The sequence below is a fragment of the Cupriavidus pauculus genome (assembly GCF_003854935.1).
Taxonomy (GTDB): Bacteria; Pseudomonadota; Gammaproteobacteria; order Burkholderiales; family Burkholderiaceae; genus Cupriavidus; species Cupriavidus pauculus_C.
On record NZ_CP033971.1, the window covers coordinates 197,314 to 221,727 of the forward strand.

The 24,414-nt window shown below is 63.5% G+C and carries 19 protein-coding genes; 4 read left to right on the forward strand and 15 right to left on the reverse strand.

Annotated elements, in window-relative coordinates; translation table 11 throughout:
* Nucleotides 1-25: 25 nt before the first annotated feature.
* Entirely contained in the window at nt 26-409 is a 384-nt protein-coding gene (locus EHF44_RS27590) for a hypothetical protein (protein ID WP_124686954.1), read from the reverse strand.
* 9 nt (nt 410-418) lie between these two features.
* A complete protein-coding gene (locus tag EHF44_RS27595; RefSeq protein ID WP_124686955.1) occupies nt 419-4,018 on the reverse strand; it encodes an indolepyruvate ferredoxin oxidoreductase family protein in 3,600 nt (1,199 codons plus the stop codon).
* 151 nt (nt 4,019-4,169) lie between these two features.
* Here EHF44_RS27595 and EHF44_RS27600 point away from each other — a divergent pair, with 151 nt between their 5' ends.
* Nucleotides 4,170-5,102 carry a LysR substrate-binding domain-containing protein gene (locus tag EHF44_RS27600; RefSeq protein ID WP_124687082.1) on the forward strand — a complete coding sequence of 311 codons (933 nt, stop codon included), beginning with the start codon at nt 4,170-4,172 and terminating at the stop codon, nt 5,100-5,102.
* Between the two features lie 14 nt (nt 5,103-5,116).
* Here the strand turns inward: EHF44_RS27600 and rraA are convergent, their stop codons facing one another.
* The 3 genes from rraA to EHF44_RS27615 all read right to left on the reverse strand — a co-directional run bounded on the left by rraA (nt 5,117) and on the right by EHF44_RS27615 (nt 7,641).
* On the reverse strand, nt 5,117-5,626 hold the full coding sequence (rraA, locus tag EHF44_RS27605; RefSeq protein ID WP_253700421.1) for a ribonuclease E activity regulator RraA: 510 nt from the start codon (nt 5,624-5,626) through the stop codon (nt 5,117-5,119).
* Between the two features lie 9 nt (nt 5,627-5,635).
* The gene (locus tag EHF44_RS27610; protein ID WP_124686956.1) at nt 5,636-6,616 is read right to left on the reverse strand and encodes a Bug family tripartite tricarboxylate transporter substrate binding protein; all 981 of its coding nucleotides are present in this window, start codon (nt 6,614-6,616) and stop codon (nt 5,636-5,638) included.
* A 134-nt stretch (nt 6,617-6,750) separates the two neighbouring features.
* Nucleotides 6,751-7,641 (reverse strand): LysR family transcriptional regulator, encoded by an 891-nt coding sequence (locus EHF44_RS27615; RefSeq protein ID WP_124686957.1) that lies wholly within the window; start codon nt 7,639-7,641, stop codon nt 6,751-6,753.
* A 108-nt stretch (nt 7,642-7,749) separates the two neighbouring features.
* Between EHF44_RS27615 and EHF44_RS27620 the strand changes: the two genes are divergently transcribed.
* The 3 genes from EHF44_RS27620 (at nt 7,750) to EHF44_RS27630 (ending at nt 13,127) form a co-directional block, all read left to right on the forward strand.
* Nucleotides 7,750-9,726 (forward strand): aconitase family protein, encoded by a 1,977-nt coding sequence (locus tag EHF44_RS27620; protein WP_124686958.1) that lies wholly within the window; start codon nt 7,750-7,752, stop codon nt 9,724-9,726.
* A 125-nt stretch (nt 9,727-9,851) separates the two neighbouring features.
* Entirely contained in the window at nt 9,852-10,943 is a 1,092-nt protein-coding gene (locus EHF44_RS27625; RefSeq protein WP_124686959.1) for a porin, read from the forward strand.
* 36 nt (nt 10,944-10,979) lie between these two features.
* The gene (locus tag EHF44_RS27630; RefSeq protein ID WP_124686960.1) at nt 10,980-13,127 is read left to right on the forward strand and encodes a 3-hydroxyacyl-CoA dehydrogenase NAD-binding domain-containing protein; all 2,148 of its coding nucleotides are present in this window, start codon (nt 10,980-10,982) and stop codon (nt 13,125-13,127) included.
* A gap of 180 nt (nt 13,128-13,307) precedes the next feature.
* Here the strand turns inward: EHF44_RS27630 and EHF44_RS27635 are convergent, their stop codons facing one another.
* The 10 genes from EHF44_RS27635 to EHF44_RS27680 all read right to left on the reverse strand — a co-directional run bounded on the left by EHF44_RS27635 (nt 13,308) and on the right by EHF44_RS27680 (nt 24,411).
* Complete coding sequence (locus tag EHF44_RS27635) at nt 13,308-13,721, reverse strand: VOC family protein (RefSeq protein ID WP_124687084.1); 414 nt, start codon at nt 13,719-13,721, stop codon at nt 13,308-13,310.
* Between the two features lie 37 nt (nt 13,722-13,758).
* A complete protein-coding gene (locus EHF44_RS27640) occupies nt 13,759-15,207 on the reverse strand; it encodes an N-acyl-D-amino-acid deacylase family protein (protein ID WP_124686961.1) in 1,449 nt (482 codons plus the stop codon).
* A gap of 3 nt (nt 15,208-15,210) precedes the next feature.
* Nucleotides 15,211-16,194 carry a Bug family tripartite tricarboxylate transporter substrate binding protein gene (locus tag EHF44_RS27645; protein WP_253700424.1) on the reverse strand — a complete coding sequence of 328 codons (984 nt, stop codon included), beginning with the start codon at nt 16,192-16,194 and terminating at the stop codon, nt 15,211-15,213.
* Nucleotides 16,195-16,269: 75 nt separating this feature from the next.
* The gene (locus tag EHF44_RS27650; protein WP_124687086.1) at nt 16,270-17,283 is read right to left on the reverse strand and encodes a threonine/serine dehydratase; all 1,014 of its coding nucleotides are present in this window, start codon (nt 17,281-17,283) and stop codon (nt 16,270-16,272) included.
* A 68-nt stretch (nt 17,284-17,351) separates the two neighbouring features.
* Nucleotides 17,352-18,347 (reverse strand): N-carbamoyl-D-amino-acid hydrolase, encoded by a 996-nt coding sequence (locus tag EHF44_RS27655; RefSeq protein WP_124686962.1) that lies wholly within the window; start codon nt 18,345-18,347, stop codon nt 17,352-17,354.
* 255 nt (nt 18,348-18,602) lie between these two features.
* A complete protein-coding gene (locus tag EHF44_RS27660) occupies nt 18,603-19,505 on the reverse strand; it encodes a LysR family transcriptional regulator (RefSeq protein ID WP_253700427.1) in 903 nt (300 codons plus the stop codon).
* A 109-nt stretch (nt 19,506-19,614) separates the two neighbouring features.
* Entirely contained in the window at nt 19,615-20,412 is a 798-nt protein-coding gene (gene hutG / locus EHF44_RS27665) for an N-formylglutamate deformylase (protein ID WP_124686964.1), read from the reverse strand.
* Entirely contained in the window at nt 20,409-21,416 is a 1,008-nt protein-coding gene (locus EHF44_RS27670; RefSeq protein ID WP_124686965.1) for a hydroxyacid dehydrogenase, read from the reverse strand. The genes hutG and EHF44_RS27670 overlap by 4 nt, the downstream gene beginning before the upstream one ends.
* Nucleotides 21,401-22,726, reverse strand: a complete 1,326-nt coding sequence (locus EHF44_RS27675) for a Zn-dependent hydrolase (RefSeq protein ID WP_124686966.1) — start codon at nt 22,724-22,726, stop codon at nt 21,401-21,403. Before EHF44_RS27675 ends, EHF44_RS27670 begins: the two co-directional genes overlap by 16 nt.
* Nucleotides 22,723-24,411: an ABC transporter ATP-binding protein gene (locus tag EHF44_RS27680; RefSeq protein WP_124686967.1), complete on the reverse strand. Its 1,689-nt coding sequence runs from the start codon at nt 24,409-24,411 to the stop codon at nt 22,723-22,725. The genes EHF44_RS27675 and EHF44_RS27680 overlap by 4 nt, the downstream gene beginning before the upstream one ends.
* Nucleotides 24,412-24,414: the final 3 nt, after the last annotated feature.

Consider the following 24,414-nt stretch of genomic DNA (forward strand, 5'->3'; position numbering starts at 1 on the left):
ACTCCTGTTCCTCACCAAGAACGCTTCATGCTGCTACCGAGACCTGCGGCTGGCCACCGCTGCCGTCATGGCGTTCGCGGCAGGCCGGAGCCCCGAATCTGTTGGCCGGCTTTCCCGTCCGGCTGCATCGGTGTCGCACTGCCCAGTACACGCCGCGACAGTGGAGGTTGTCCTGTCCCAGCACCTCCTTGGCCCAGTTGAGCAGCGCGTCGTCCGGATACCACTGCAACTCAGCCGCACTCCCGAGAACGACAGCCACTTCGGTCGCCGATCGCGTAAGCAATGCACTGACCAGCAACGAACCCAATGCGTGCTCCAGCATGTCCGTGTTCCCGTTGGCTGACCGCGTTTCACGCCGAAGTCGCCCGGCTGAGGCGCGTATCAGGTGGAGAAGCTGCGTGGTATCCATGCGGGTGTCCTACGCGACACCGGTGACCATGGCATCTGTCGTCTCGGATAGCCCGCCAGTCCGATAGGCCGCCATCAGTTCAGCGCGCCTTGTCGCCACACGCGCGATCGACGCCTCTTTTACGTGCCCGTAGCCCCGGATATCGTCGGGAAGGCTGGCGAGATCGATTGCCACGCTCAGACGCTCTGCGGTCAAGGTGCGCGCAAACTCTTCAACCAGTGCGAAGTACTCCGCCACCAACGCGCGTTCCACGCGGCGCTCTTCCGTTCGGCCGAATGGATCGAACGCCGTACCGCGCAGGCCCTTGAGCTTTGCCAGCAACTTGAACACCGTCATCATGTGCGGACCGAATCGGCGCTTCTTCGGCGTGCCCGGTTCGCGTCCCGCGAGGCTCGGAGGCGCCAGCCAGAAGTTGATCTGATAGTCGCGGCCGGGCTCGCCCTCGAACTGCGTACGCAGCTTCTCGAGGAAGGCAGGATCGGCGTGAAGCCGCGCCACTTCGTACTCGTCCTTGTAGGCCATCAGCTTGGCGAGATGCTTCGCCACCGCTTCGGTCAGAGGGCGCTTTCTGTCGGGGCCGGCGATTGCATCTTCAGCCGCACGTACCCTGGTAACGGCGTCGGAGTACCGCTTCGCATAGGCAGCGTTCTGATAGTCGGTCAACAGCGCTGCGCGGTGGCGGATCGTGCTGTCTAGCGTTTCCGGCATGGCGACCACCTTCTGACCGGTGGTGTCCTTGCCAAGCATCGCCTGCACCGTCTCCTCGCCAAGGTGCGCCAGCGCGCGGCCCCATGTGAAGGCCTGCTTGTTGCGCTCGACGGACACACCGTTCAGTTCGATGGCCCTTGTCAGGCTTTCCAGCGACAGCGGCACCCAGCCCTGCTGCCACGCATAGCCGAGCAGCAGCGGATTCGAATAGATCGCATCGCCGAGCAGTTTCAGCGCCCAGGCGTTCGCGTCGAGGAATTGACAGGCTTCGCCCACGCTGGCGCGGATGTCGTTCTCCGCGGACGTACCGGGAAACGACCACTTGGGATTGGCCAGAAACTCCGCGGTAGGCATCTGCGCGCTGTTGATCGCGGCAGCCGTGCGGCCGTTCTGCACCTTGGACAGCACCTCGGCGGAAGCCGAGACAATGGCATCGCAACCGATGACGAGCCGCGCTTCGCCGGTGGCAATGCGGGTGGCGTGCAGCGCTTCTGGCGAGGGCGCCAGTTGGACGTGGCTCAGCACTGCACCACCTTTCTGGGCGAGTCCGGCCATGTCCAGCACGGTGACGCCCTTCCGTTCGAGATGCGCCGCCATGCCCAGCAGCCCGCCGATCGTGACCACGCCGGTGCCACCGATCCCTGTGACAAGGATGCCATAGTGGCTTTCAAGCGGCGCAAAGGACGGCAATGGCAGTGTGGCCTCGAGTCCGGTTCCGTCCTTCCCGCCCTGGGCTGCCGGCTTGCGCACCTGCGCGCCTTCTGCCGTGACAAAGCTCGGGCAGAAACCGTTGACGCACGAAAAGTCCTTGTTGCACGACGACTGGTTGATGACGCGCTTCGTGCCCAGCGGCGTCGCCAGCGGCTCCACGGACAGGCAGTTCGACTTGACCGAGCAGTCGCCGCAGCCTTCGCACACGGCGTCGTTGATGAAGGCGCGGCGCGCGGGATCGGGATACTTTCCCTGCTTTCGACGGCGCCGCTTCTCCGTGGCGCAGGTCTGGTCGTAGATCAGGATCGTCGCGCCTTCTATTTCACGCAGCCGCTTCTGCACGGCATCGAGTTCATCGCGATGATGCACGGTCACGCCCGCAGCTAGCGCATCGGTCTTTGCGTACTTCTCCGGCTCGTCGGTGACGATCACGATGTCGCGCACGCCTTCGGCCTTCACCTGGTGCGTGATCTGTGGCACGGTCAGCACGCCGTCCACCGGCTGCCCGCCCGTCATGGCAACGGCATCGTTGAACAGGATCTTGTAGGTGATGTTCACCTTCGCCGCTACGGATGCGCGTATTGCCAGCAGGCCCGAATGGAAATACGTGCCATCGCCAAGATTCACGAAGACATGCTTCTCGTCGGTGAACGGCGTCTGGCCTATCCATGCCACGCCCTCGCCGCCCATCTGGCTGAACGTATCGGTATTGCGGTCCATCCACATCGCCATATAGTGGCAGCCGATACCTGCGAGCGCGCGCGAGCCCTCGGGCACGCGGGTCGACGTGTTGTGCGGGCAACCCGAACAGAACCACGGCTTGCGCTCCACGGAAAGGCGCGGCTTGGCGGCTTCGCGCTCCTTCTCTTCGATCAGCGCCACACGGGCGCCAATGCGGCTGCGAACGTCAGCAGGCAGATCGAATGTGTCCAGACGCCTGGCGATGGCTTTCGCGATCAGTGCTGGCGACAACTCGTAGTGCGCAGGCAGCAGATACTGTCCCTGCGGCACCGACCATTCGCCGCCCTGGTTGCCACGCTCGTCGAACTTTCCGAACACCTTTGGCCGCACGTCCTCGCGCCAGTTGTAAAGCTCTTCCTTCAGCGCGTATTCGAGAATCTGCCGCTTCTCTTCCACGACGAGGATCTCTTCGAGCCCTGTTGCGAACTCGCGAGCGTCCTGCGCATCGAGCGGCCACACGCATCCGACCTTGAACAGCCGGATGCCGAGTCCCTTGCAGGTTTCATCGTCCAGACCGAGATCGCGCAGTGCCTGCCGCACGTCGAGATAGGCCTTGCCGGCGGCCATGATGCCGAAACGCGGCTTATCCGAATCGAGCACGATGCGGTTGAGCTTGTTGGCACGGATGTAGGCCAATGCGGCATATAGCTTGTGGTCGAGCAGCCGGGCTTCTTGTGCGAGGGGTGAATCGGGCCACCGGATGTTCAATCCTTCGGCCGGCACCTGGAAATCGGTCGGGATCTGCACCTGCACGCGATCCGGATCGATCTCGACCGACGAGGTGGATTCGACCACATCGGTCACGCACTTCATCGCGACCCATAGGCCGGAGTAGCGGCTCATCGCCCAGCCGTGCAGGCCGTAGTCGAGATACTCCTGCACGTTCGACGGATACAGGACTGGGATGCCCGCCGACAGCAGCACATGCTCGGACTGATGCGCGACCGACGAGGACTTCGCCGCATGGTCGTCACCGGCCAGAACCAGCACACCGCCATGCTGCGCCGAGCCGGCTGCATTGCCGTGCTTGAGCACATCCATCGAGCGGTCGACGCCCGGACCCTTGCCGTACCACATGGCAAACACGCCGTCCCGGTTTGCTTTTGGAAAGAGATTGATCTGCTGCGTGCCCCACACCGCCGTGGCAGCCAGATCCTCGTTGACGCCTGCCTGGAAGACCACGTCGCTGGCGGCGAGATGCTTTTTCGCCTTCCACAGCGCCATGTCCAGTGCACCGAGCGGCGAGCCCCGGTAGCCGGATACGAACCCTGCCGTATTGAGTCCGGCCGCCGCATCGCGCGCCTTCTGCAGCAGCGGCAGGCGCACCAGTGCTTGTGTGCCGCTCATGTACACGCGCCCCTTCGACAACGTGTACTTGTCGTCAATGGTGGTGGACGCAAGCGCATCGGCAAATGCTTGTTGGGATTGTGGGGTAAGCGGACTATTCACGGCGTAGTCTCCAGGGCGATGCGCCCTTCTCTATAGGTTTGCCCCAGTGTATGGATCCACCCAGCGATCGTAAAATCACGAATTCAGACACCTGCTATTTGTTTTTCGGATACCCATGAGCGCACCCCAACCGAAGGCCAGCCGTAGGAAGATGCAAGGCATCGAGCGCGCGTTTCCCGCCGCAAAAGAGATCACGCTGCGGCAGATGCGCTACTTTCGTGCTGCGGCGGCAACGGGCCAGTTTTCAATGGCCGCTACCGAAGAACACGTTTCACAGTCCGCCATTACCAACGCGGTCTTGGCGCTGGAACAACTGCTTGGCGTCCGCCTGTTCGACCGCTTTCCACATGGCGTTGCGCTAACCGCAGAAGGCAACCACCTCTACCAGCACGTCACGCGCATTCTCGAATCGGTGGAGGATGCGCTGCGGCAGCCTCGCATTCGCCTGGATGCGCTGGAAGGCAGTGTCAGCATCGCCGCCACCTATACCGTTCTTGGTTATTTCCTGCCCGGCCTGCTCGCGCGTTTCCGAAACAACTATCCCAACGTAGAACTGGATCTGCGCGATCTTGATCGTCTCTCCGTCGAGGAACAGGTGCTATGCGGGAACATAGAGCTAGGCATCGTGCTGCTCTCGAACGTCGAGGAGCCTGCCAGGTTCGGACACCGCTCGCTGATCCGATCACGCCGTCAGCTCTGGGCGGCGCCAGGTCACCCGCTGCTGCTAGGGCCGCCTCCTACACTCAGGCAGATTGCCGAGTATCCCTACATTCTGCTCACGGTCGACGAGGGCGAGGCTTCGACGATGCGCTACTGGCAAAGCAAACGGATCGCGCCGAACGTGGGGTTCCGAACGACTTCGATGGAAGCGCTGCGCGGACTGGTCGCCCACGGATTCGGCGTGACCGTGCTCTCTGACATGGTCTTCCGGCCGTGGTCGCTCGAAGGCAAGGAGATCGAAGCCAGGCCGCTCGCTACGCCGGCACCGGATATGGAAGTGGGCGTCATCTGGCCCAAGGACACGGAACTGTCCGTGCCCGCTACCGTGTTGCGGGACTTCCTGATCTACGCGTGCAGCCGCTAGTTGAACCTCACGCGCTATTGCTCGTGCAATGCCGCGTGGCTGAGCAACAGTCCGTCTGCATCGACATAGACATATCCGCCGGCGCGAAAGGAAATCCCGGCGATGACAACATCAGCATCCCGTTCGCCTTGTCCGTACAGACCACCCCGCACGGGTACTGCGCCGAGGGCCAGCACACCGACATCGAGCGCAGCCAGCGTATCGCAGTCGCGCACATTGCCGTTGAGAATCACACCGGCCCAGCCGTTGCCGACTCCCAACTGCGCCATCCTGTCGCCCAGTACCGCCACGCGCCGCGAGCCGCCTGCGTCGGCAACCAGCACGCGTCCGCGCCCTGGCTCCGACAGGTAGTCCCGGATGGGACCGGCATCCTCGAAGCAGGTGACCGTCGCGATCGGGCCGTGGAACGCGCGGCGTCCTCCATATGATCGGAACGGCGATGCGTAACCTTCGACATCATCCGGCCGGCTATCAGCAAGATCGCTGGTAGAAAGAACTGCAGCGCTATCTGCTTCCATGGTCATGTCCCATGCTCAGTTCAACGTCGCACCGGCCTGCTTGACGATCCTGGCGTGCTTGTCTAGTTCGGTCTTCATGAACGCGCCAGCGCTCTCCGGCGCAGCGGTCGACACAATGACGCCTTGCTGCGCGAGTTGCTCCTGCACGTCCTTATCCTGCAAGGTTGCCTTGATCTTCGACTGCAGCTGCGCAACGTTCTGGGCCTGCATGCCAGCGGGGCCGACGATGGCAAGCCACGCATCGAAGTTGTATTGCGGAAGCCCCGATTCCGCGAGCGTCGGCACATCGGGGAGGCCGGGCACGCGCTGCGTCGTCGACACCGCGATGGCCTTGAGCTTGCCTGCCTTGACGAGCGGCAACACCGTCTGCAAGGTGAGGAAGCCGAGCTGGACCTGACCGCCGACCAGATCGGTGGTGTAATTGCCCGCGCCCTTGTAGGGTACGTGGCTGACTTCGACTTTCGCCTCGCTGGCGAACAACTGGCCTGCGAGATGGAGCACGGTGCCATTGCCCGACGAGCCGTAGTTGAACTCGCCCGGCTTGGACTTCAGCAACGCAACGAGTTCCTTCGTGTTGTTCGCGCGGACTGACGGGTTGACCACCAGCACCAGCGGAAGCGTGCCAATGACGGTGATGGGCGTAATGTCCTTCAACGCGTCGTACGGCATGTTCTTGTAGATGAACGGGTTGATGACGTGATTCGATGAAATCAGGCCGAGCGTCGTGCCGTCCTTCGGGGCACGCACAAGCTGCTGCGTGCCCGGCACGCCGCCCGCCCCGGGCAGGTTCTCCACCACCACCGAATGACCCAGGTTCTTGGACAGCGACTGGCTCATTGCGCGCGCGACGGCATCGGCTTGCGAGCCGGCCTGCGTCGGCACGATCAGGCGAATTGGCGTCTGCGCTTGTGCGGGAGAGATGCTGGCGGAAGCCAGTACGAGCGACGTCATTACGGCAAATGCAAGGCGCACTTGCTTCCGAAGTGGGGTGGGCATTCCTGTCTCCGTCTATTGTGTGACACCGCCTCCGCGGGCGATATCTGGTTGGACGGAGTGTAGTGCGACGGCCCGCGCCAGAAGAGTGCTAATCCGGGGCACCGGCTATCGCACTCAGGCATAGCGTAGTTTCCCTAACCTTCCTGTCTCAGGGTGTCGATCAGCGCAGCCACCGCACGCAGGCGCGGCGACTTGTATGGCGAGTAGACGAGAAGGTGCCTGCTGCTCCATGCCTCGTGCAGAGGAATCCGCATAAAACGCTCGGTCCCGGCATAGGCAGCGCTCGCGCTTGCCGGCAGCACGGCGATGCCCAGGCCTGCCTCGACCATACGGCAGGCGGCCTCGAAGCTGGAAACGGTAACGCTCTGGTTGAAAGGCTTGCGCAGATTCGTCGCCTGTTCGCCAAGCTCCTTCGCCAGTGCACCACTGGCCTGAACGACTACGAGGGGATGGTCGAGCACTTCGACGAAACGCAGACGTTCCCGGCTCGACAGGGGATGTTCGTTCGGCACCACCACGTTGAGCGGATCGACAGCAAACGGCCACGACTCCAGGCCCGGCGCGCCACTTGTCGCGACCCCGATCCCCACATCGGCGGCATCGTCAAGACAAGCGCGGATGCACTCTGCCGTCGAACGCTCGAACAACGCGATCTCGACATGCGGATAGGCCTGCTTGAAACGGTGCAGCCGCTCCGGCAGGAAGCCGATGATCGCCGAAGGACTGGCCGCCAGCCGCACTACGCCGCCCACCTGTTCGCTAAGATCCTGTACTTCGCGTGCAAAGGAGACAATGTCCGCATTGAGTTTGCGGCCCAGTTCCAGCGCCCGTTCGCCCGCGTTGGTCAGCACTACGCCAGTGGTAGAACGAACGAAGAGAGTCACCCCCAGACTCCGCTCCAATTCCGCGATGCGGCGGCTTAGCGCCGACTGCGCGATGTGCTCCAGTTCCGCCGCGCGCTTGATGGAACCTTCCCGCGCCACCGTGAGAAAGAGCTGGATGCTGACAGGGTCGATGCGATGCAAAGGGTATACCCGCTATCTTGGTCTGCGATACCGGGAATGCTACATCAGCGCTTCACCTTGCGGAACGTAGCGACGTAAAGTCCAACAAAATCCCACAGGAGCACCCCCATGAACGTCCTCGAGGCCGCCGGCCGTATCTTGTATCTGGCCGACTCGTCGACGGCGATGGCGCAGCAATTGGCGGGCGAGGATCTAACGCTAGCTGCTGCAGGACCGCTACGCGACGACGTTTCCACTGACGAGATCACGCCCGTCCCCATCCTCACGCACTACGACGATGCGCTCGGACGCTATCCTTACACCGGCTACAAGGCCGGCGACACGCTGCCCTTCGTTCCCGATTCGGTTCGCCTTGGCAAGTTTGGGGTCACGGTTGCGGGCAACCGGTATGGCAAGGGCTCGTCACGCGAGCACAGTCCGGCGGCCGAGAAACTCGCCGGTATTCGCCTGGTCGTGGCAAAGAGCTTCGAGCGCATCTACCGCCAGAACGCCGACAATATCGGCCTCTACACGTCCACGGACTTCGGACTCGTGGCACGCCTGGAAGCGGGCGAGCCGATTCCGATCGACGATCTCGTGGCTGGACGTGACGCCCTCGCCGCGTCAATCCTCAAGCATGGCGGCCTGCTGAAGTTCGGGCAGCAATACCTCACGCGTGTACAGCCAGCCGGCAACGTTGACCACCAACAGCCGCAAACGCTGTTCGAGAAAATCGTCCGGCGCAATCTGCTGTCGACGCCGGTCACGCCCATGCATCCGAATCCTGGCGACGGCATCTTCGTGCAGGCGCACTGGCGATTCATCCACGAGTACTACACGGGCATGTGTGCACACATGTTGCATGCCAATTTCGGCAAACCTGTGCAACTCAAGCAGGCTGACCATATTGTCGTTTTCGAGGATCACACGTCCTACGTGACGGAGAGTCCGGCGCATGTGCGCAACGGTCTGGTCGAGAACGTCGTGCAGATGCGGTACGCGCAGCGCGACTTCGTAAAGACCTATGGGCTGACGTTCCACCGCACGCTGACTGACGAGGAGGTGCGCCAGGACGACGGCAGCAATGTTGCTGGCATCTCCCACGCGATGATGGCCGAGCGTTATGCGCTACCGGGACAAGTAGTCGTCGGCACCGACTCGCATACGCCGCACAGTGGCGCGCTGGGTTGTGTGGCCTTCGGTGTCGGCACGACCGACATGGCGAATGCGTTCGTCACCGGTGCGGTGCGGATGACGCTACCGGAATCGATCCGCGTGGTGCTCGATGGCACCCTGCAGACCGGGGTAACCGCCAAGGACGTGGTGCTGCAACTGCTGGCCCAGCCCGCCATCAAGACCGGCGCCGGCGTGGGAAAAGTCTTCGAGTTCACTGGCCCGGTGGTATCGGCGATGAGTGTCGATGAGCGCGCAACGCTGACCAACATGTGTGCCGAACTCGGCGGCTTCACGGGCATTGTTGCGCCGGACGCGGAGACCGTGCGCTTTCTTCGAGAACGGCGCGGCATCGATTTCGAAGTCGAGCCATGGATGTGCAGCGATGACGGCGCGTCCTACGCCGCCACGCTCGAAGTGGATTGCAGCACCCTGACTCCCATGATCGCGCGGCCAGGCGATCCCGGCAACGGACTCCCCATCGGCGAGCTCGACGAAACGGTAAAGGTTGACATTGCGTACGGGGGGTCCTGCACCGCAGGTAAGCGCGAGGACTTCGACCAATACCACGCGGTGTTCCAGTGGGCTGCCGAACGAGGGCTTCGCATTCCTGAGCACGTCACGCTGTACCTTCAGTTTGGCACCACCGATGTGCGCGACTACTGCCAGAAGCAAGGCTATATGAAAGCGTTCGATGCAGTCGGCGCGCGCATCCTGCAGCCCTCCTGCGGCGCATGCGCGAATTGCGGCCCCGGTTCGTCCACGAGCGCCGAGCAGGTTACGGTGAGTTCCATCAACCGCAATTTTCCGGGACGTTCCGGCCCCGGAAAAGTCTGGCTGGCCAGCCCCCCTACGGTCGCGGCGAGTGCCATCGCCGGCAGGCTGATGTCGTTCGAAGACTTGCAGCGACGCACGCCCACGCTGAATCACTGATTCCTCACGGCTTGTCCCGCACAGTCCCGTTTCGGACTGGGGGGGAACGTTCGCCCTGATTCGCACGACGCGCCAGTCAAAAGGCGCGTAACAGACATTCCAAACCAGAACACAAGGAGGAGACCATGAAGGAAAAACTGATAGCGGCCGCCGCACTGGCCGCAATATCGCCCCTGGCATTCGCACAGTCCTCGGTCACGCTGTACGGTGTTGCCGATGCTGGCGTGGAGTATCTCAATCACGCCAACGCCAGTGGCAACAGCCTGACGCGTCTGACATCGGGCAACATGTCGGGCTCGCGCTGGGGCCTGCGCGGCGTCGAGGATCTGGGCGCGGGAACCAAAGCACTGTATGTGCTGGAGAGCGGCTTCGAGATCGACACCGGCGTCGCATCGCAGGGCGGCCGGCTGTTTGGCCGGCAGGCGTATGTCGGCCTGGAGCATCGCATGGGCCGGCTCTCGCTCGGCCGGCAGCAGAATGCTTTGTATGACCTGCTAATCAACTATGACCCGATGGTGCTGGGCGCACGCTACTCGTTGCAGATGGTCGATTCGTCATTCGTCGGCCGCTACGACAATATGGCGAAGTACACCGGGAAGTTCGGGCCCGTAACCGCCATTGCCCTCTACAGCTTCGCGCGAGGCACCTCGATCACAAGCGGAGGCGCGACGTCGTTCGCTGGCGAAGTGCCCGGCGACCCGAAGAGTGACCAGGCGCTCAGCGCCGGCTTTGACTATTCCTCCGGCCCTGTCGGCATGACCGCGATCTACGACCAGCAGCAAGGCACTTTGGGCATCACGGGACAGAACACGAGCCAGCGCGACCGTCGCATCGCCGTGGCCGGCAGTTTTAAGTTCGGCACCACCGGCAAGCTGTTCGCAGGCTATCGCTGGCTGAACGGGGATATTGGCGTGCTGGCAGGGCAGCCTTCGAAGCGCAGCGATGTCTACTGGCTCGGCTACCAATATCAGATACTGCCGGCACTCAGCCTGACCGCCGCGGGCTATTACTTCAACGACAAACGCACGGGCCGTGACCCGTGGAGCCTGATCGGGTCTGCCAACTACGTGCTGTCGAAGCGCACCGACGCGTTCCTCAATGTCGGCTACGCAAGGAACAAGGAAGACTCCAACCTCGGCCTAAACGGCTTTGGCATCAGCATCACACCGGGTAACAATCAGACGGGCGTGATGCTCGGTTTGCGTCACAAGTTCTGACGCCCGACCTCCCAGCATTAGAACGTAAGGAGCGGTATGCCGAAGAATCAGATCCTGACCTATGTCGACGCCGGCGCATCTGATTGGACGGCGGTTCTCATGCGTGCCGTGGCACACCAGCTTCCCACTGGTAGCTATGAAATCCGCGCGGTGGTGGCCGACGATATTCGCTTCGACAGCACACTGTTCGTCGATGCCGCACTGTTCATCATGCCCGGAGGTGCCGATCTTCCCTATTGCGCTTTGCTGAACGGCGCGCCCAATGCGCGGATTCGAAGCTATATTGAAGCTGGCGGCAACTATCTCGGCATCTGTGCCGGCGCCTATTACGCCTGTCGCGAGATCGCATTCCACGCCCGCACGCGGGGCGCAATATGTGGAAGTCGCGAGTTACGTCTGGTCAACGCGGCTGCAGTCAGCTCCCTGCCAGAGCTGACTTCAGGCAAGTTGTACGACGGCACACCTGGCACTGCGGCGGCCGTACGGCTGCGCACCAGCGAAGTGCTTCTTCAACTGATTCTCGGCGGTCGCCCAATCAGCGCCGAAGATGCCGAGAAGATCGGCATCGTCGATGCGCTGGTACCGACAGGCGAGTTGCGTCGCGCCGCCATCGCGTTTGCGAAACGCATCGCTCAAGCACGCCCATTGCCACGCGTACGCGACCGTCACGTGGACGTGGATGACGAAAGTGTCGCCGCCATCGTCGCCGATGCACGCAAAGCCGAGACAAAGAATGGGCAACTGCTGCCGGCCAAGGACAGGGCAATCGCATGTATCGAGGCGGCAGTCCGCCTCCCCTTTGACGAAGGTATCGCCTTCGAAGAAGAAGCATTCGCGGCGCTAGAAAATTCCGCTGAAGCCAAGGCCCTGCGATACGCCTTTTTCGCCGAGCGTGAAGCGCGAAAGGTTCCGGAAGTCGATCTTTCGAGCGTGCCCCCCGTCAAATCGGCGGCCATCATTGGGGCCGGCACCATGGGCGGCGGCATTGCCATGTGCTTCGCGGATGCGAAGATCCCCGTCAAGGTACTCGAAGCGAGCGCCGAGGCGCTGGACCGCGGACTTCAACGCATCCGCGATACCTACGCGGTAAAGGTGAAACGCGGCAGCATGGCCCAGGATGAAATGGACCGGCGCCTGGATCTCATCCAAGGTGTTCAGGAGTATGAGGCCATCTCTGACTGCGATGTCGCCATTGAGGCAGTATTCGAACGCCTCGACATCAAGCAAGATGTCTTCCGAAAGCTGGATGCTGTACTGAAGCCGGGCGCACTGCTGCTTACGAACTCTTCCGCAATCGATATTGACGCCATCGCTGATGCAACTTCTCGGCCAGGCGACGTTGCCGGCGCGCACTTCTTTGCGCCCGCCAATGTCATGAAACTGTGTGAAGTCGTGAATGGCCCGCGCACCCTTCCGGCGACGATCGCTCGTACGATGGAGATGGGTCGGTCCATTGGAAAGGTTTGTGCCGTTGCGGGCTCGTGCGACGGGTTCGTTGCAAACCGAAGCCGTGCTCCAATGATGGCAGAGATGATGCTCATGCTCGAAGAGGGTGCCACGCCTGTCCAGATTGACAGGGTAATGGAGCAGTTTGGCTACCCGAAGGGACCCTTTGCAGTAAATGACATCTCGGGTCTCGACGTCAGTTACGAAGGACGCAAGCGTCGCGCGGCTGCTGACCCGGAATATCGAAAGCTGCATGTCCCTGATCGCCTGGTAGAAATGGGAAGAAAGGGACAAAAGACGGGAGCCGGTTGGTATCGGTACGAGAACGGCGACCGCACGCCCATTGCCGATGATGTCGTCAAGCAGGTGATTGCAGACGTAGCCAAGGATTTCGGCATTCCTCAACGGGAATTCACGGACGAGGAGATCCTGCAGCGCGTTCTCTTCGCTTCCGTGAACGAGGCGTGCAGGATCCTCGAGGATGGTAGGGCGTACCGGCCTAGCGACATCGATGTGATGTGGCTCTACGGCTTTGGATTCCCGCGACATCGGGGGGGGCTGATGTTCTGGGCTGATACCGTTGGTGCATCGGTGATCTATCGAGAGGTCTCGAAATGGCACTCGATGTACGGTAAGCGCTGGCGTCCGTCCGAACTGCTTCAGAAAGTCGCAGAGTCGGGACTCAGCTTCCGTGACGTCAAGCCTGCTATTGAGGAAGAAGCCGTCCTTCAGGCATGAAAGCGCGGCTTGGTAGCGGTGCATCTCTGATGCCACCACCGCCAAGCCCGCCCTCCTCCTCGGCCCTGCCCTTAGGTTTCCTTAGCGAACGCTCGTGACCGTATTCCGAGGAATGGATTGGCACAAACGATAGGTCTGACTTGCCGAAGTGCTAGCGCGAACGTTTTGCGAGCATGGCGGCTAATGGGCGTATACCGCCTCCCACGTCTTGAATCCCTTGACTTCGATGGGATTGCCGAACGGATCGACGAAGAACATCGTCCACTGCTCGCCGGGTTCGCCCTCGAAGCGCACCTGCGGATTGAGCACGAAGTCCGTGCCGGCCGCCGTAAGGCGATCCGCCAGCGTGCGCCATGCCGGCAGGAGCAGGATGATGCCGAAGTGCGGCATCGGCACCAGTGCATTACCGACCCGTCCGGTGCGCGCCGTTTCGAATGGCTTGCCCAGGTGCAGCGAGATCTGGTGTCCAAAGAAGTCGAAATCGACCCACGTGTCGGTGCTGCGACCTTCCTTGCAACCCAGCACGCCGCCGTAGAATCGGCGCGCCTCGTCGAGATCGGTAATGTTGAAGGCCAGGTGGAAGACGGACTGCATCATGAGTTTTCCGTTTGTGGGTTAGCGAATGGTGGAATTATGCGCCGCGCCGGATGACCATGCCGGCGCGTATGCCGGTTGCCGCGCCGTCGCGCCATGCCATGCTGCCGTTGACGAAGACGCAGGTGATGCCGGCAGCCTGCGCCACCGGCTGTTCGAACGTAGCGGTATCGATGATGCGCGCGGCGTCGAAGACGGTGATGTCTGCGTAGTTGCCTTCGGCCAGCACGCCTCTGTCCGGCAGGCCGAAATGCCGCGCCGTCAGGCCGCTCATCTTGTGGATAGCCGTCTCCAGGGGAAACAATCCCACGTCGCGGCTGTAGTGCCCCAGCACGCGCGGAAACGTTCCCCACAATCGGGGATGCGGCACAGGGTCGTGCGGCAGGCCATCGGAGCCGATCATCGTTTGCGGGAAGGCCAGGATGCGGCGGACATCGGCCTCATCCATCAGGAAATAGATCGCTCCAGCGGGTTGCAAGGCGTCCACGGCCGCCTCGGGCGATAGACCCATTTGCGCGGCGATCACGTCGAGATCCTGGCCCGCGTACTCGGAGTGTGTCTGGGAGCGCGTCACGATCACGCGGCTCGACACCGCCAGACGGTCCTTGCGAAGAATGGTCGAACCGGCCTGATAGGGATAGCAGTCCAGTCCCACGCAGTGATGCTGCATGGCCTGGGCGATATGCCCGAGTGTTTCCACCGAACGTCCGTGGTTACGCGGCCCGATCAGCTTGTGATGAGATAGCACGGTGCCTGCTGTGCCCGCCGCGCCGATGGCGATGGCTTCGTCGATGGCTTCGCACACACGGTCGCCCTCGTCGCGAATGTGGCTGGCGTGTACACCGCCAAACCCTTGCAACGCCGCGGCTACCTGCGTCATTTCATCGGTCGGCGCTGACATGGCCGCCGGATACGCGGCACCGGTCGAAATGCCGCAGGCGCCGTGCACCATCGCATCGCGCAGCAGGGTCCGCATGACCGCAATCTCGGCAGCTGTCGCGGCACGGTCCAGCCGGTCCATCACGGCCACGCGCAAGGTGGTGTGGCCCACCAGGCAGGCCGCATTGACTGCAGGTGCCGCGCGCTCCAGCGCACCGAGATACTCGCCGAATGCGGTGTAGCAGAAGGCAGCCGGGTCATCGCCAAGCAAATCCAGCGGCGGTGGCACGGTCTGTCCCGGTGAGGCACGCCATGGCGCAAGGCTGATGCCGCAATTGCCTGTGATGACGGTGGTTACGCCCTGGCTGAGCTTTGCAGGCATCAGCGGTTGTTGCATCAGGTAGCGGTCATCGTGCGTATGCGCATCGATGAAGCCTGGCGCCACGATGCGGCCACGCACGTCGAGTTCGCTGTGTCCTACCGCGCCGCAAAGATCGCCGATCGCGGCAATCCGCCGGCCAACGATGGCAACATCGGCATCGAAGCGTGCGGCGCCGGTGCCGTCGATGACCGTTCCGCCGCGCAACACCAGATCGAATTCGGCCATATGTCAGTCCAGCGTTGCACCCGAGGCGCGGATCACACCTGCCCAGATCGGCCGCTCCTTGTGGGCCAGGTCGAACAACGCACTGCGCGGCCCGGTCGTCACCTCGTAGGCCATGTCAGCCAGGCGCGCCTTGATGGCATCGGAGTTCGCGGCCTTGTTGAAGGCACGATTAAGCATGTCGAGGATCTGCGGATCGGTGGCCGCGGGTGCCACATAGCCCGTCCATGCCACGGCCTGGTAATCCTTGAGTCCACTTTCAGCCATGGTCGGCAACTGCGGAAGACGACTGTCGCGCTGGCGACCCGTCACAGCAAGCGGCACGACGCTCCCGTTCTTGAGGTACGGCGCAATCGACGTAATGTTCTCGAACACGAGATCCACTTCGCCACGCAGCACCGCGAGATCCGCTTCCGGCCCCCCCTTGTACGGAACGTGCGTAATCGACACGCCCGCCATCGACTTGAACATCTCGGCGCTCAAATGTCCCGTGGTGCCGTTGCCGCCCGAGGCGACTGCCAGTTTGCCCGGCGCGCCCTTTGCCTTGGCCACCAGTTCGGCCACGCTCTTGACGCCGAGATCCTTGCGCACGGCCAGCACGTTCTGCACGAAACCCGTCAGCGCCACCGGTGCGAGTTGCTTGTCGGCGTCATAGGGCAACTTCTTGTAGAGCGACTGGTTGATGGCCAGCGTGGCGACGTTGGCGAAGCCGATCGTATAGCCATCGGCCGGTGCATTCACGATGGCCTGCGTACCGATGATGCCCGAGGCGCCCACGCGGTTCAGCACCACGATCTGCTGGCCGATGTCACGCCCGACTGCATCGGCCAGCAGCCGCGACACGATATCGGGTGTGGTCCCTGCGTTGAAGGGCACGATCAGCGTGATCGGTCGCTCGGGGTATGCGGCAACCGCGTGGGTGGAGAACACCACGGTGGCCGCCAGGGCCATGCGCGCAATGGCGCGCAGCGGAGAAAACTTGAGAGACATGGCGAACAGTTCCTGAATCAGCGGGGTAGCAAGAATCGGCGCGGACGGATGCGCGCCGGTATGTGCACGGTCGTCTCAGGTTCCGTGCGAAGCGGCTGCAGTGGGCTGCAGCATCGTATGTAGGAGTGGCAGATCGACATTGCCGCCCGACAGCACGAGTACCGCGTCGCGTCCGGCCAAATCGATCTTGCCGGCCAGCAGCGCAGCCAGCGCCACGGCGCCGCCGGGCTCCACGAGCAAGCGCAGTTCGTCAAGCGCGAAGCGGATGGCAGTCACGACTTCCTCGTCGGTGACGGCTACGGCCGCATCGAGATAGCGGCCATTGATGGCGAACGGCAGTTCGGCGGGCGTGACGGCTTGCAGCGCATCGCACAGTGACGTGGCACCGGGCGCATTGGTTTCGCGCTGGCCGCTGTGCAAGGAGCGCACGGTATCGTCGAATCCCGCAGGCTCGGCCGCTACCAGCCGCGTGCCCGGACTCATTGCCTCGACAGTCAGGCCGCAACCGGCCAGCATGCCGCCGCCACCGCACGGCGCAAGGAAGGTGCCAAGATTCTCGCGCGCGCTGCGCGGCAGATCCTGCAAAGCCTCCAGCGCCACCGTGCCTTGTGCAGCCAGCACATCGGGATGATCTCCGGGCGGTACGAGCGTGCCGCCTGTTTCGTCCAGCAGCCGCATGCCGATGCTTTCGCGGCTCTCGACACGGCGGTCGTAATGCACCACGCGTGCACCCTGCTGCAATGCGCGCGCCACCTTGTTGCGCGGGGCATCGACGGGCATCACGATCGTTGCCATCACGCCGAGTTGTTTTGCGGCCCACGCGATGGCCTGCCCGTGATTACCAGTCGAATACGCCACCACGCCGCGTGCCCGCGTGGCGTCATCCATCGCCAGCAATGCGTTGAGCGCGCCGCGCGCCTTGAACGAACCGGTGACCTGCAAACATTCCGGCTTGATCCAGACGGGCGCACCGGCCAGCGCATCGAGCGCGGCATTACGCAGCAACGGTGTCCTGACGATGTGCGCGGCCAGTGCCCGCGCGGCGCGCTCCACATCGGCAAAGTCGGGCACGCGCATCTGGCCCAGCATCTCGTGGTGGATTTCGGCGGGCAGTGCGGATCGGGTCTTCGCGAAGATGGATTGCATGGCGCCCTCCTTCACAGCGATGCCGATGACGGTGTCCACACCTGCGGTGCTTCGCTGCCGGTCTGCGCCGTGATGCGGCCATACGCCTCGATCCGGCGATGCAGGCCGAAATTGAAGACCGTCGAGCGGCCCAGCTCGCAGAGATCGAGATTGCAGTCCGCCACCACCAGTTCGTCGTCCCACGTCGTGGCCTGCGCCATGATCTCACCCTGCGGATTGACGATGATCGAATGCCCGAGCATCTCGTGACCATCCTCGGTGCCGCTTTTGGCTACGGCCACAGCAAAGGTGGCGTTCTGGTAGCAGCCGGACTGGATCGACAGCTGGGAGTGGAATACGCGCAAGTGATGCGCCTCGAAACCACGGTTCTCCTGATTCATGCTTGGCGTGTTGTAGCCCAGCATGACCAGTTCCACCTGTTGCAGTCCCAGCACCCGCCACGATTCCGGCCAGCGTCGATCGTTGCAGATCATCATGCCTACGTTGACATCGACATCTCCCACCGGCGCACGCTTGACCGGAAAGCCAAGGTTGCCGATCTCGAAATAACGCTTCTCCAGATGCTGCACCTTGCGATGCGTGGCGAACTCGGCGTGGCCGGGCAAATGAACCTTGCGGTACTTGAGCACGATCTCGCCCGACGGTGCGATCACGACCGATGTATTGAAACGGCGCTTGCGCACGATGCCGGTCTCGTCAGGCTCGAAGGCGATCTCGGCATAGCCCAGGTACACCGTCAGTCCGTAGCGCCGGATGGCGTCGAACAGCGGTTGCGTGGCGGGCGATGGCAGTTCCGTTTCGTACCAGCCATCGGCTTCATCCAGATCTTCGTGATACCAGCGCGGAAAGAACGTGGTCAGGGCCAGTTCGGGGAACACCACGACCTGCGCGCCACGTTGGTGCGCGCGTTCAAGCAGCCGCACCATGCGGCCAACCGCGACGTCGCGGCCCTCGTGTTTCTGGATCGGGCCGAGTTGTGCAGCCGCTGCGGTGATGAGTCGGGTCATGAATCGAATGTGCGTGTAAGCAACAGGCGTTGAAGGCAGGCCCAGTGTAGGGAGGCAACGCGCGTGGCGAAAGCGCATGCCCGGCGTGCCGTTCCGCGTGATCCGATTCGGTGGCGGGCACCACATGCCCTTGATTTGCAAGGCGATTGTCGAGACTGCACACGCGCGTCCCGGCCGTCGTCCATAACCGTCGGTTATGGTTGCGCGACAAACATTGATGCCGTCGCGCAGGTGCACGTCGTCATGCCGCCACACTCATTCGGGATTGCGCGCCAGCAGATGGGCAAGCGTGGCCACGAAACCCCTGGCGAGCGTGGACATCGCCTGCTGCCGCGCGTGAATCAGATAGATCTTGTGGTTGAGTGCCGGACGAATCGGCTTCAGGACAATGTCGCCTGCACCGTCCGGCGTGTACCCGAACGATTCCATCAGCGCCACGCCGACGCCTTCGCGCACCAGCGCCATCGCCTCGGGCGTGGAGCGGATCTCGATATCGGGCGCCAGCATGCCGCGCTCCGAAGTGAGGAACTGCGCCGACAACCTGCCGAACGGGGTATCGCTGCCATAGCCGATGAGCGTGGAACCCCGGATGTCGTCGACCCTCACCTCATCGACATCGGCCAGCGGATGTCCGCGCGGCACCGCGCACATGATGTTGCCTTGCCCGATTTCACGCGCACGCAACTCCGAGCCTTCGGGCGGCGGCATCGACGCGATGCACAGATCGGCCTGCCCCTGCGCCACAAACGGCAACAGTGCGTCGAATGGCAGGGGCCGGTAGTGCACGCGTACGGTGGGATGCCGATGGCGAAAGCGCTGAATGGCGCGTGGCATCAGCCATTCGCTGTAGCTCGGGCTCGACACGATCGACAGCTTGCCGTCGCCATGCTCGGCCAGACTGGCCGCCACGGCGTTGAAACGGCCGACACCATCGAGGATGGGCCGCACTTCGGCGAACAACCGGTGCGCCTCCGGCGTGGGATGCAGACGACCGCGCTCACGGTCGAACAGCGCAAAGTGCAGGCGTGACTCGATGGTGGACAGCACCCGGCTGATAGCGGGCTGCGACACGCACAGCATGCGGCCTGCCTCGCTCAACGAGCCGGCCACCATGATGGCGTGGAACACTTCGATCTGCCGCAGATTCAGCGGCGTCACGGGCTGCCTGCGAGGCAGGGTGGAAGATGTCATGCGGAATACCGTGGAGACGGGCGTACGGCCCGACATCCACGGGGGATTGCAAGATCCACGCCACGCACCCCGCCCGCTACAGCGAGGCCATGGCCGCAAGCGCTCCATCCAGCATGCTGCGCAACACTGGCTGTACGCGCCCCGCGGCTTGCGGAAGATAGGGAAACGGCGCACGTTCGTCCATGTAGACCGACTGGGCCATTTCCAGCTGGATGGTATGAACGCCCGATGCCGGCTGACCGTAGTGGCGCGTGATATGTCCGCCCTTGAACCGGTCGTCCGCCACCCACGTGAACGGCCCTTGCGTTGCCGCCGCAATGACCGCATCGCGCATGGCCGGCGCGCAACTCGCGCCGCTATAGGTGCCGATGTTCAGGTCGGGGAGCCTGCCATCGAAAAGCCGCGGCAGCACGCCCGCTATCGAATGCGCCTCCCATACCAGAACCTTGGCATGTCGCTCGCGCAGGCGGGCAATCTCGGCCGCAAGCGCGTCATGATAGGGCTGCCAGTAGTCACGCTTGCGCGCTTCCACTTCCTCGGCAGACGGCGTATTGCCCGGGAGGTAGAGCGGTTCGCCACGGAACGTATCCACCGGGCACAGCGTGGTCGTCGTCTGTCCCGGATAAAGACTGCTGCCGTCTCCCGGCCGGTTCACATCGATGACATAGCGCGAGTAGTTGGCTTCGACGACCGACGCGCCCTGCTCCACCGCGAACGCATAGAGTCGTCGCAGATGCCAGTCCGTATCCGCACGTTCGCGGGCTGCGGGCGTCAGGCGCGGCACAAGCCAGTCGGGCAGTTGTTCGCCACCGTGCGGAATCGAGATCAACAGCGGCAGCGTGCCCTGTGTCACGTTGCAGATGGGCGCGCTCATACCTGTACCTCCATGACATTCTGCGTCGAGCCGCTGTGCCGGCGGCGCTGCCAGACGGACGGATCGAGCATGTTCTCGGGCTGCCTGCCTGCAAGGGCATCGATGATCTGCGCGGCGCACTGGCTCGCGGTATCGGCCAGGGCCTCCTGCGTGGAACCGGCCTGATGCGGACTCAACACGACATTGGGCAACGTCGCCAGTGGCGACGCCACGGGCAACGGCTCGCGCTCGAAAACATCGAGTCCCGCGCCAAACAGTTTGCCGGCGCGCAGGGCGTCGACCAGCGCCGGTTCGTCGATCAGGCCACCCCGCGACGTATTGACGAGGATCGCGCCGGGCTTCATCACCGCCAGCGCGGCGGCATCGATGGTGTGGCGCGTATCGGGCCGCAACGGGCGATGCAGCGACACCACATCGGACATCTGCAGCAGCGCCTGCAACGTTTCGACGCGCTGGCAACCCAGTGCCGCCACGTCCTGCTCCGCCACGCGCGGCGACCAGACCACCACATGCATGCCGAAGCCTGCCCGTGCCATCTGCGCGACGATCTGTCCCGTGCGGCCAAATCCAATGATGCCCAGCGTCTTGTCGGACAGCGAATGCATCGGCACCGTGTAGCGGTGTTGCCAGTCAGACCGCCGCGTAGCGGCATCGGCCAGCACCACACCGCGCGCCACGGCCAGCATCAGCATCATCGTGTGTTCCGCCACGGCCCGGACGTTGGCACCGGGCGTGGACACCACGGGAATGCCGCAAGCATGCGCATGGGCGACAGCGATTTTGTCCGTGCCAGTGCCATGATTGCTGATGACGGCCAGGTGAGGCGCGGCGTCGATGGCGGCGGCCGACAGGCCCTCGCGCACAATCACGGCGTCCACATCGCGCACCTCGGCAATCTGCTCCGCCGCGTTCGTGGCGGTGCCATGACGCACTTCAATGCCGGCGGCACGCAGGCGTTCCGCGCCGACGGGATGGATCGGCTGGGTAATCAGACAGACTGGCATGTATTCAATATCGTGTTGAGAGGAAAAACGCCGGCGCGCGTGCCGAGCACTTGGGCCAGCACGCGTGTGGCCTGCGCGAAATCGTCGAGCCGCATCGACTCGTCCGGGTTGTGGCTGCCGTGTGCATTGCGGACGAACAGCATGGCGGCGGGTATGCCTCGCGAGGCGAACAGCGCCGCATCGTGGCCGGCGCCACTCGGCATGGCCCGTGCAGGCACCCCGGCTTCGCCAGCCGCTGCGGTCAGCATGGCTTGCAGTGCCGGGTCCATCGCGGCCGATGCGCTCGACGTGACCGGGCCCAGATCGATGCTGACGCGAGAGGACTGGATGATGTCCGCGCAAATGGATTGCACTGCCGCGTCCATCGCATCGAGCGTGTCCCGATTGCGCGACCGCATGTCGATGCTGAAATCGACACGCCCGGACACCTTGCTGAAATCCGCCTGCGCCGCATCGGTCGAGCATTGCCCAACGGTCACGGTCAGTTCGTGGCCGGCGGCTTCCAGTGCGACCCACGCCCGCTGCAACGCCGTGACCAGCGCCGCCGCCGCCACCACGGCATCTTGCCGATGGCTGCGCGGTGTGGCGCCGGAATGCGCGTACTGGCCGCGAATCGTGGCGTGCCGGTAGCGCTGGCTGCCGCAGATACCGGTCACTACGCCCAGCACGTCGCCGCTTTCTTCGAGCACTGGCCCCTGTTCGATGTGGAGCTCGACAAAGCAGTCGATACGGGCGGCGTCGAGCGCGGACACGCCTTGCGCCACCGCATCGGGGTCACCACCTGCGGCGCGCATGTGATCGGCCAGCGTCCGCCCCGTGTCGGCGCGACGCAGTGCCAGTGCATCGGCGTCGAGCATGCCGAATGCAGCCTTGCTGCCGGCGTATGACACGGGAAACCACGCGCTCTCTTCCGCGCGGATGCCCATGACGGTGACATCCCGCGCCGGCGTCACGCCTGCGCGGCGCCATCCTGCCAGGAGGGCAAGTCCAGCTACCACGCCGGCGGCGCCATCGAAGTTGCCGCCACGGGGTACGGAATCGAGGTGCGATCCCGTCATGACGGCCGGCGCCGCCCGGTCGCGGCCCGGCAGCGTCAGGTAGAGATTGCTGGCAGCGTCGCGTCGCACTTCCAGTCCGTGACGTTCTGCCACGGCGGCGAACCATGCATGCGCGGCATTCTCGCCATCGCCATAGCTGTCGCGCGTGATGCCCACGCCATCGTGGCTCTGGCTGGCCAGTTGCGCGAACAAGGATGCGGCCAGTTCGAGATCGGGATCGAGATCGGTAGCGGGTTGCACAAACAGGGTCATGCGGCCTCCACGGTTTCAGACACCCGCTCATCGGCAACCTGTACGGCCTGCGGATCCCACGCCTTCCCGGGCATTGCATCGATCAGGCGGCGCGTATAGGCATCTTGCGGGGCCTCGAAAATCTCGGCGGGTGTGCCCTGTTCCACCACACTGCCGCGATGCATGACCAGCACCTTGTCGCATATCTGCGCGGCCACGCGCAGATCGTGCGTGATGAAGATGAGCGCAATGCCGAGGCGTTTCTGTACATCGGCCAGCAGCTTGAGCACCTGGGCCTGCACCGATACGTCCAGCGCCGACACCGACTCGTCTGCCACGATCAGGCGCGGCTCCATGGCCAGCGCGCGTGCAATGCCGATCCGTTGGCGCTGTCCGCCCGAGAACTGGCTTGGATAGCGGTCGAAAGCGCTGGCTTCCAGCTCCACCAGCTTGAGCAGCTCCCGCGCACGCGCTTCGGCCTGCGCACGCGGCACGCCGTTGGCCATGGGGCCATCGCATAGAATCCGTCCCACCGTGTGCCTCGGGTTCAGCGACGCGAACGGGTCCTGGAAGATCATCTGGATATGGCGACGCAGCGGGCGGAACGTATGTTCCGCAAGCGGTGCGATATCGCGTCCTTCGAACGCCATCACGCCGCCGTCGTTGCTGGTCAGCTTCAGCAGGCACTTGCCGATGGTGGACTTGCCGGAGCCCGATTCGCCGACGATACCGAGCGTCTCGCCCGCGCGGATCTCGAAGCTGACGCCCTTGACCGCCTCTACCACGCGCTTGCGCTGGAACAGCCCGCCCGGTGTGGTGTAGGTCTTGCGAAGCCCTTCGACGCGCAGCACCGGATAGCCGGCCGACGGCTCCACGGCAGCGGCATTGCGTGGACGGTGCGAGGGCACGCTGCCGATCAGCCGCTGCGTATAGGGATGCACGGGGCGATTGAGCACCTGCTCCGCCGGTCCCTGTTCGACGATGCAGCCCTTCTCCATCACGATGACGCGATCGGCAATCTCTGCGACCACGCCAAAGTCATGCGTGACGAACATCACGCCCATGCCCTTTTCTTTCTGGATACGTGCAATCAGCGTCAGGATCTGCGCCTGCGTGGTCACGTCCAGCGCCGTGGTCGGCTCGTCGGCAATCAGGAATGCCGGTTCCAGCGCGAGCGCCATGGCGATCATCACGCGTTGGCGCTGACCACCAGAGAGCGCGAACGGATACGCCTGGCAGAGCGTCGGCGGATCGGGCAGGCCCACGAATTCGAGCAGTTCGAGCACCCGTGCGCGACGCGATTCCGGATCGAGTGCGCCATGCACGCGCATCACTTCGGCAATCTGGTCGCCCACGCGATGCAGTGGATTGAGCGCAGAGAGCGGTTCCTGGAAGATCATCGCCATGTCCTTGCCGCGCATGCCGCGCAGCGTGGTCTCGTCCTGCGTCAGCAGGTCGCGCCCTTTGAACAGTATCTGGCCGGACTCAGGTTTCAGGTACGTGGGCAGCAGACCCATGATGGCGTTGGCGCTCATCGACTTGCCGGAGCCCGACTCTCCGACAATGCAGACGAGTTCGCCGGCGCCGATGTCGAAGCCGATGTCGCGTACGGCAAAGGGCCGGTCACCGCCTTTGGGCAGCGCGATGCTGAGGTTGCGGATCGATAGCAGCGGTGCGCCGGATGCGTGATTGCGGGGTTCCTTCATCGG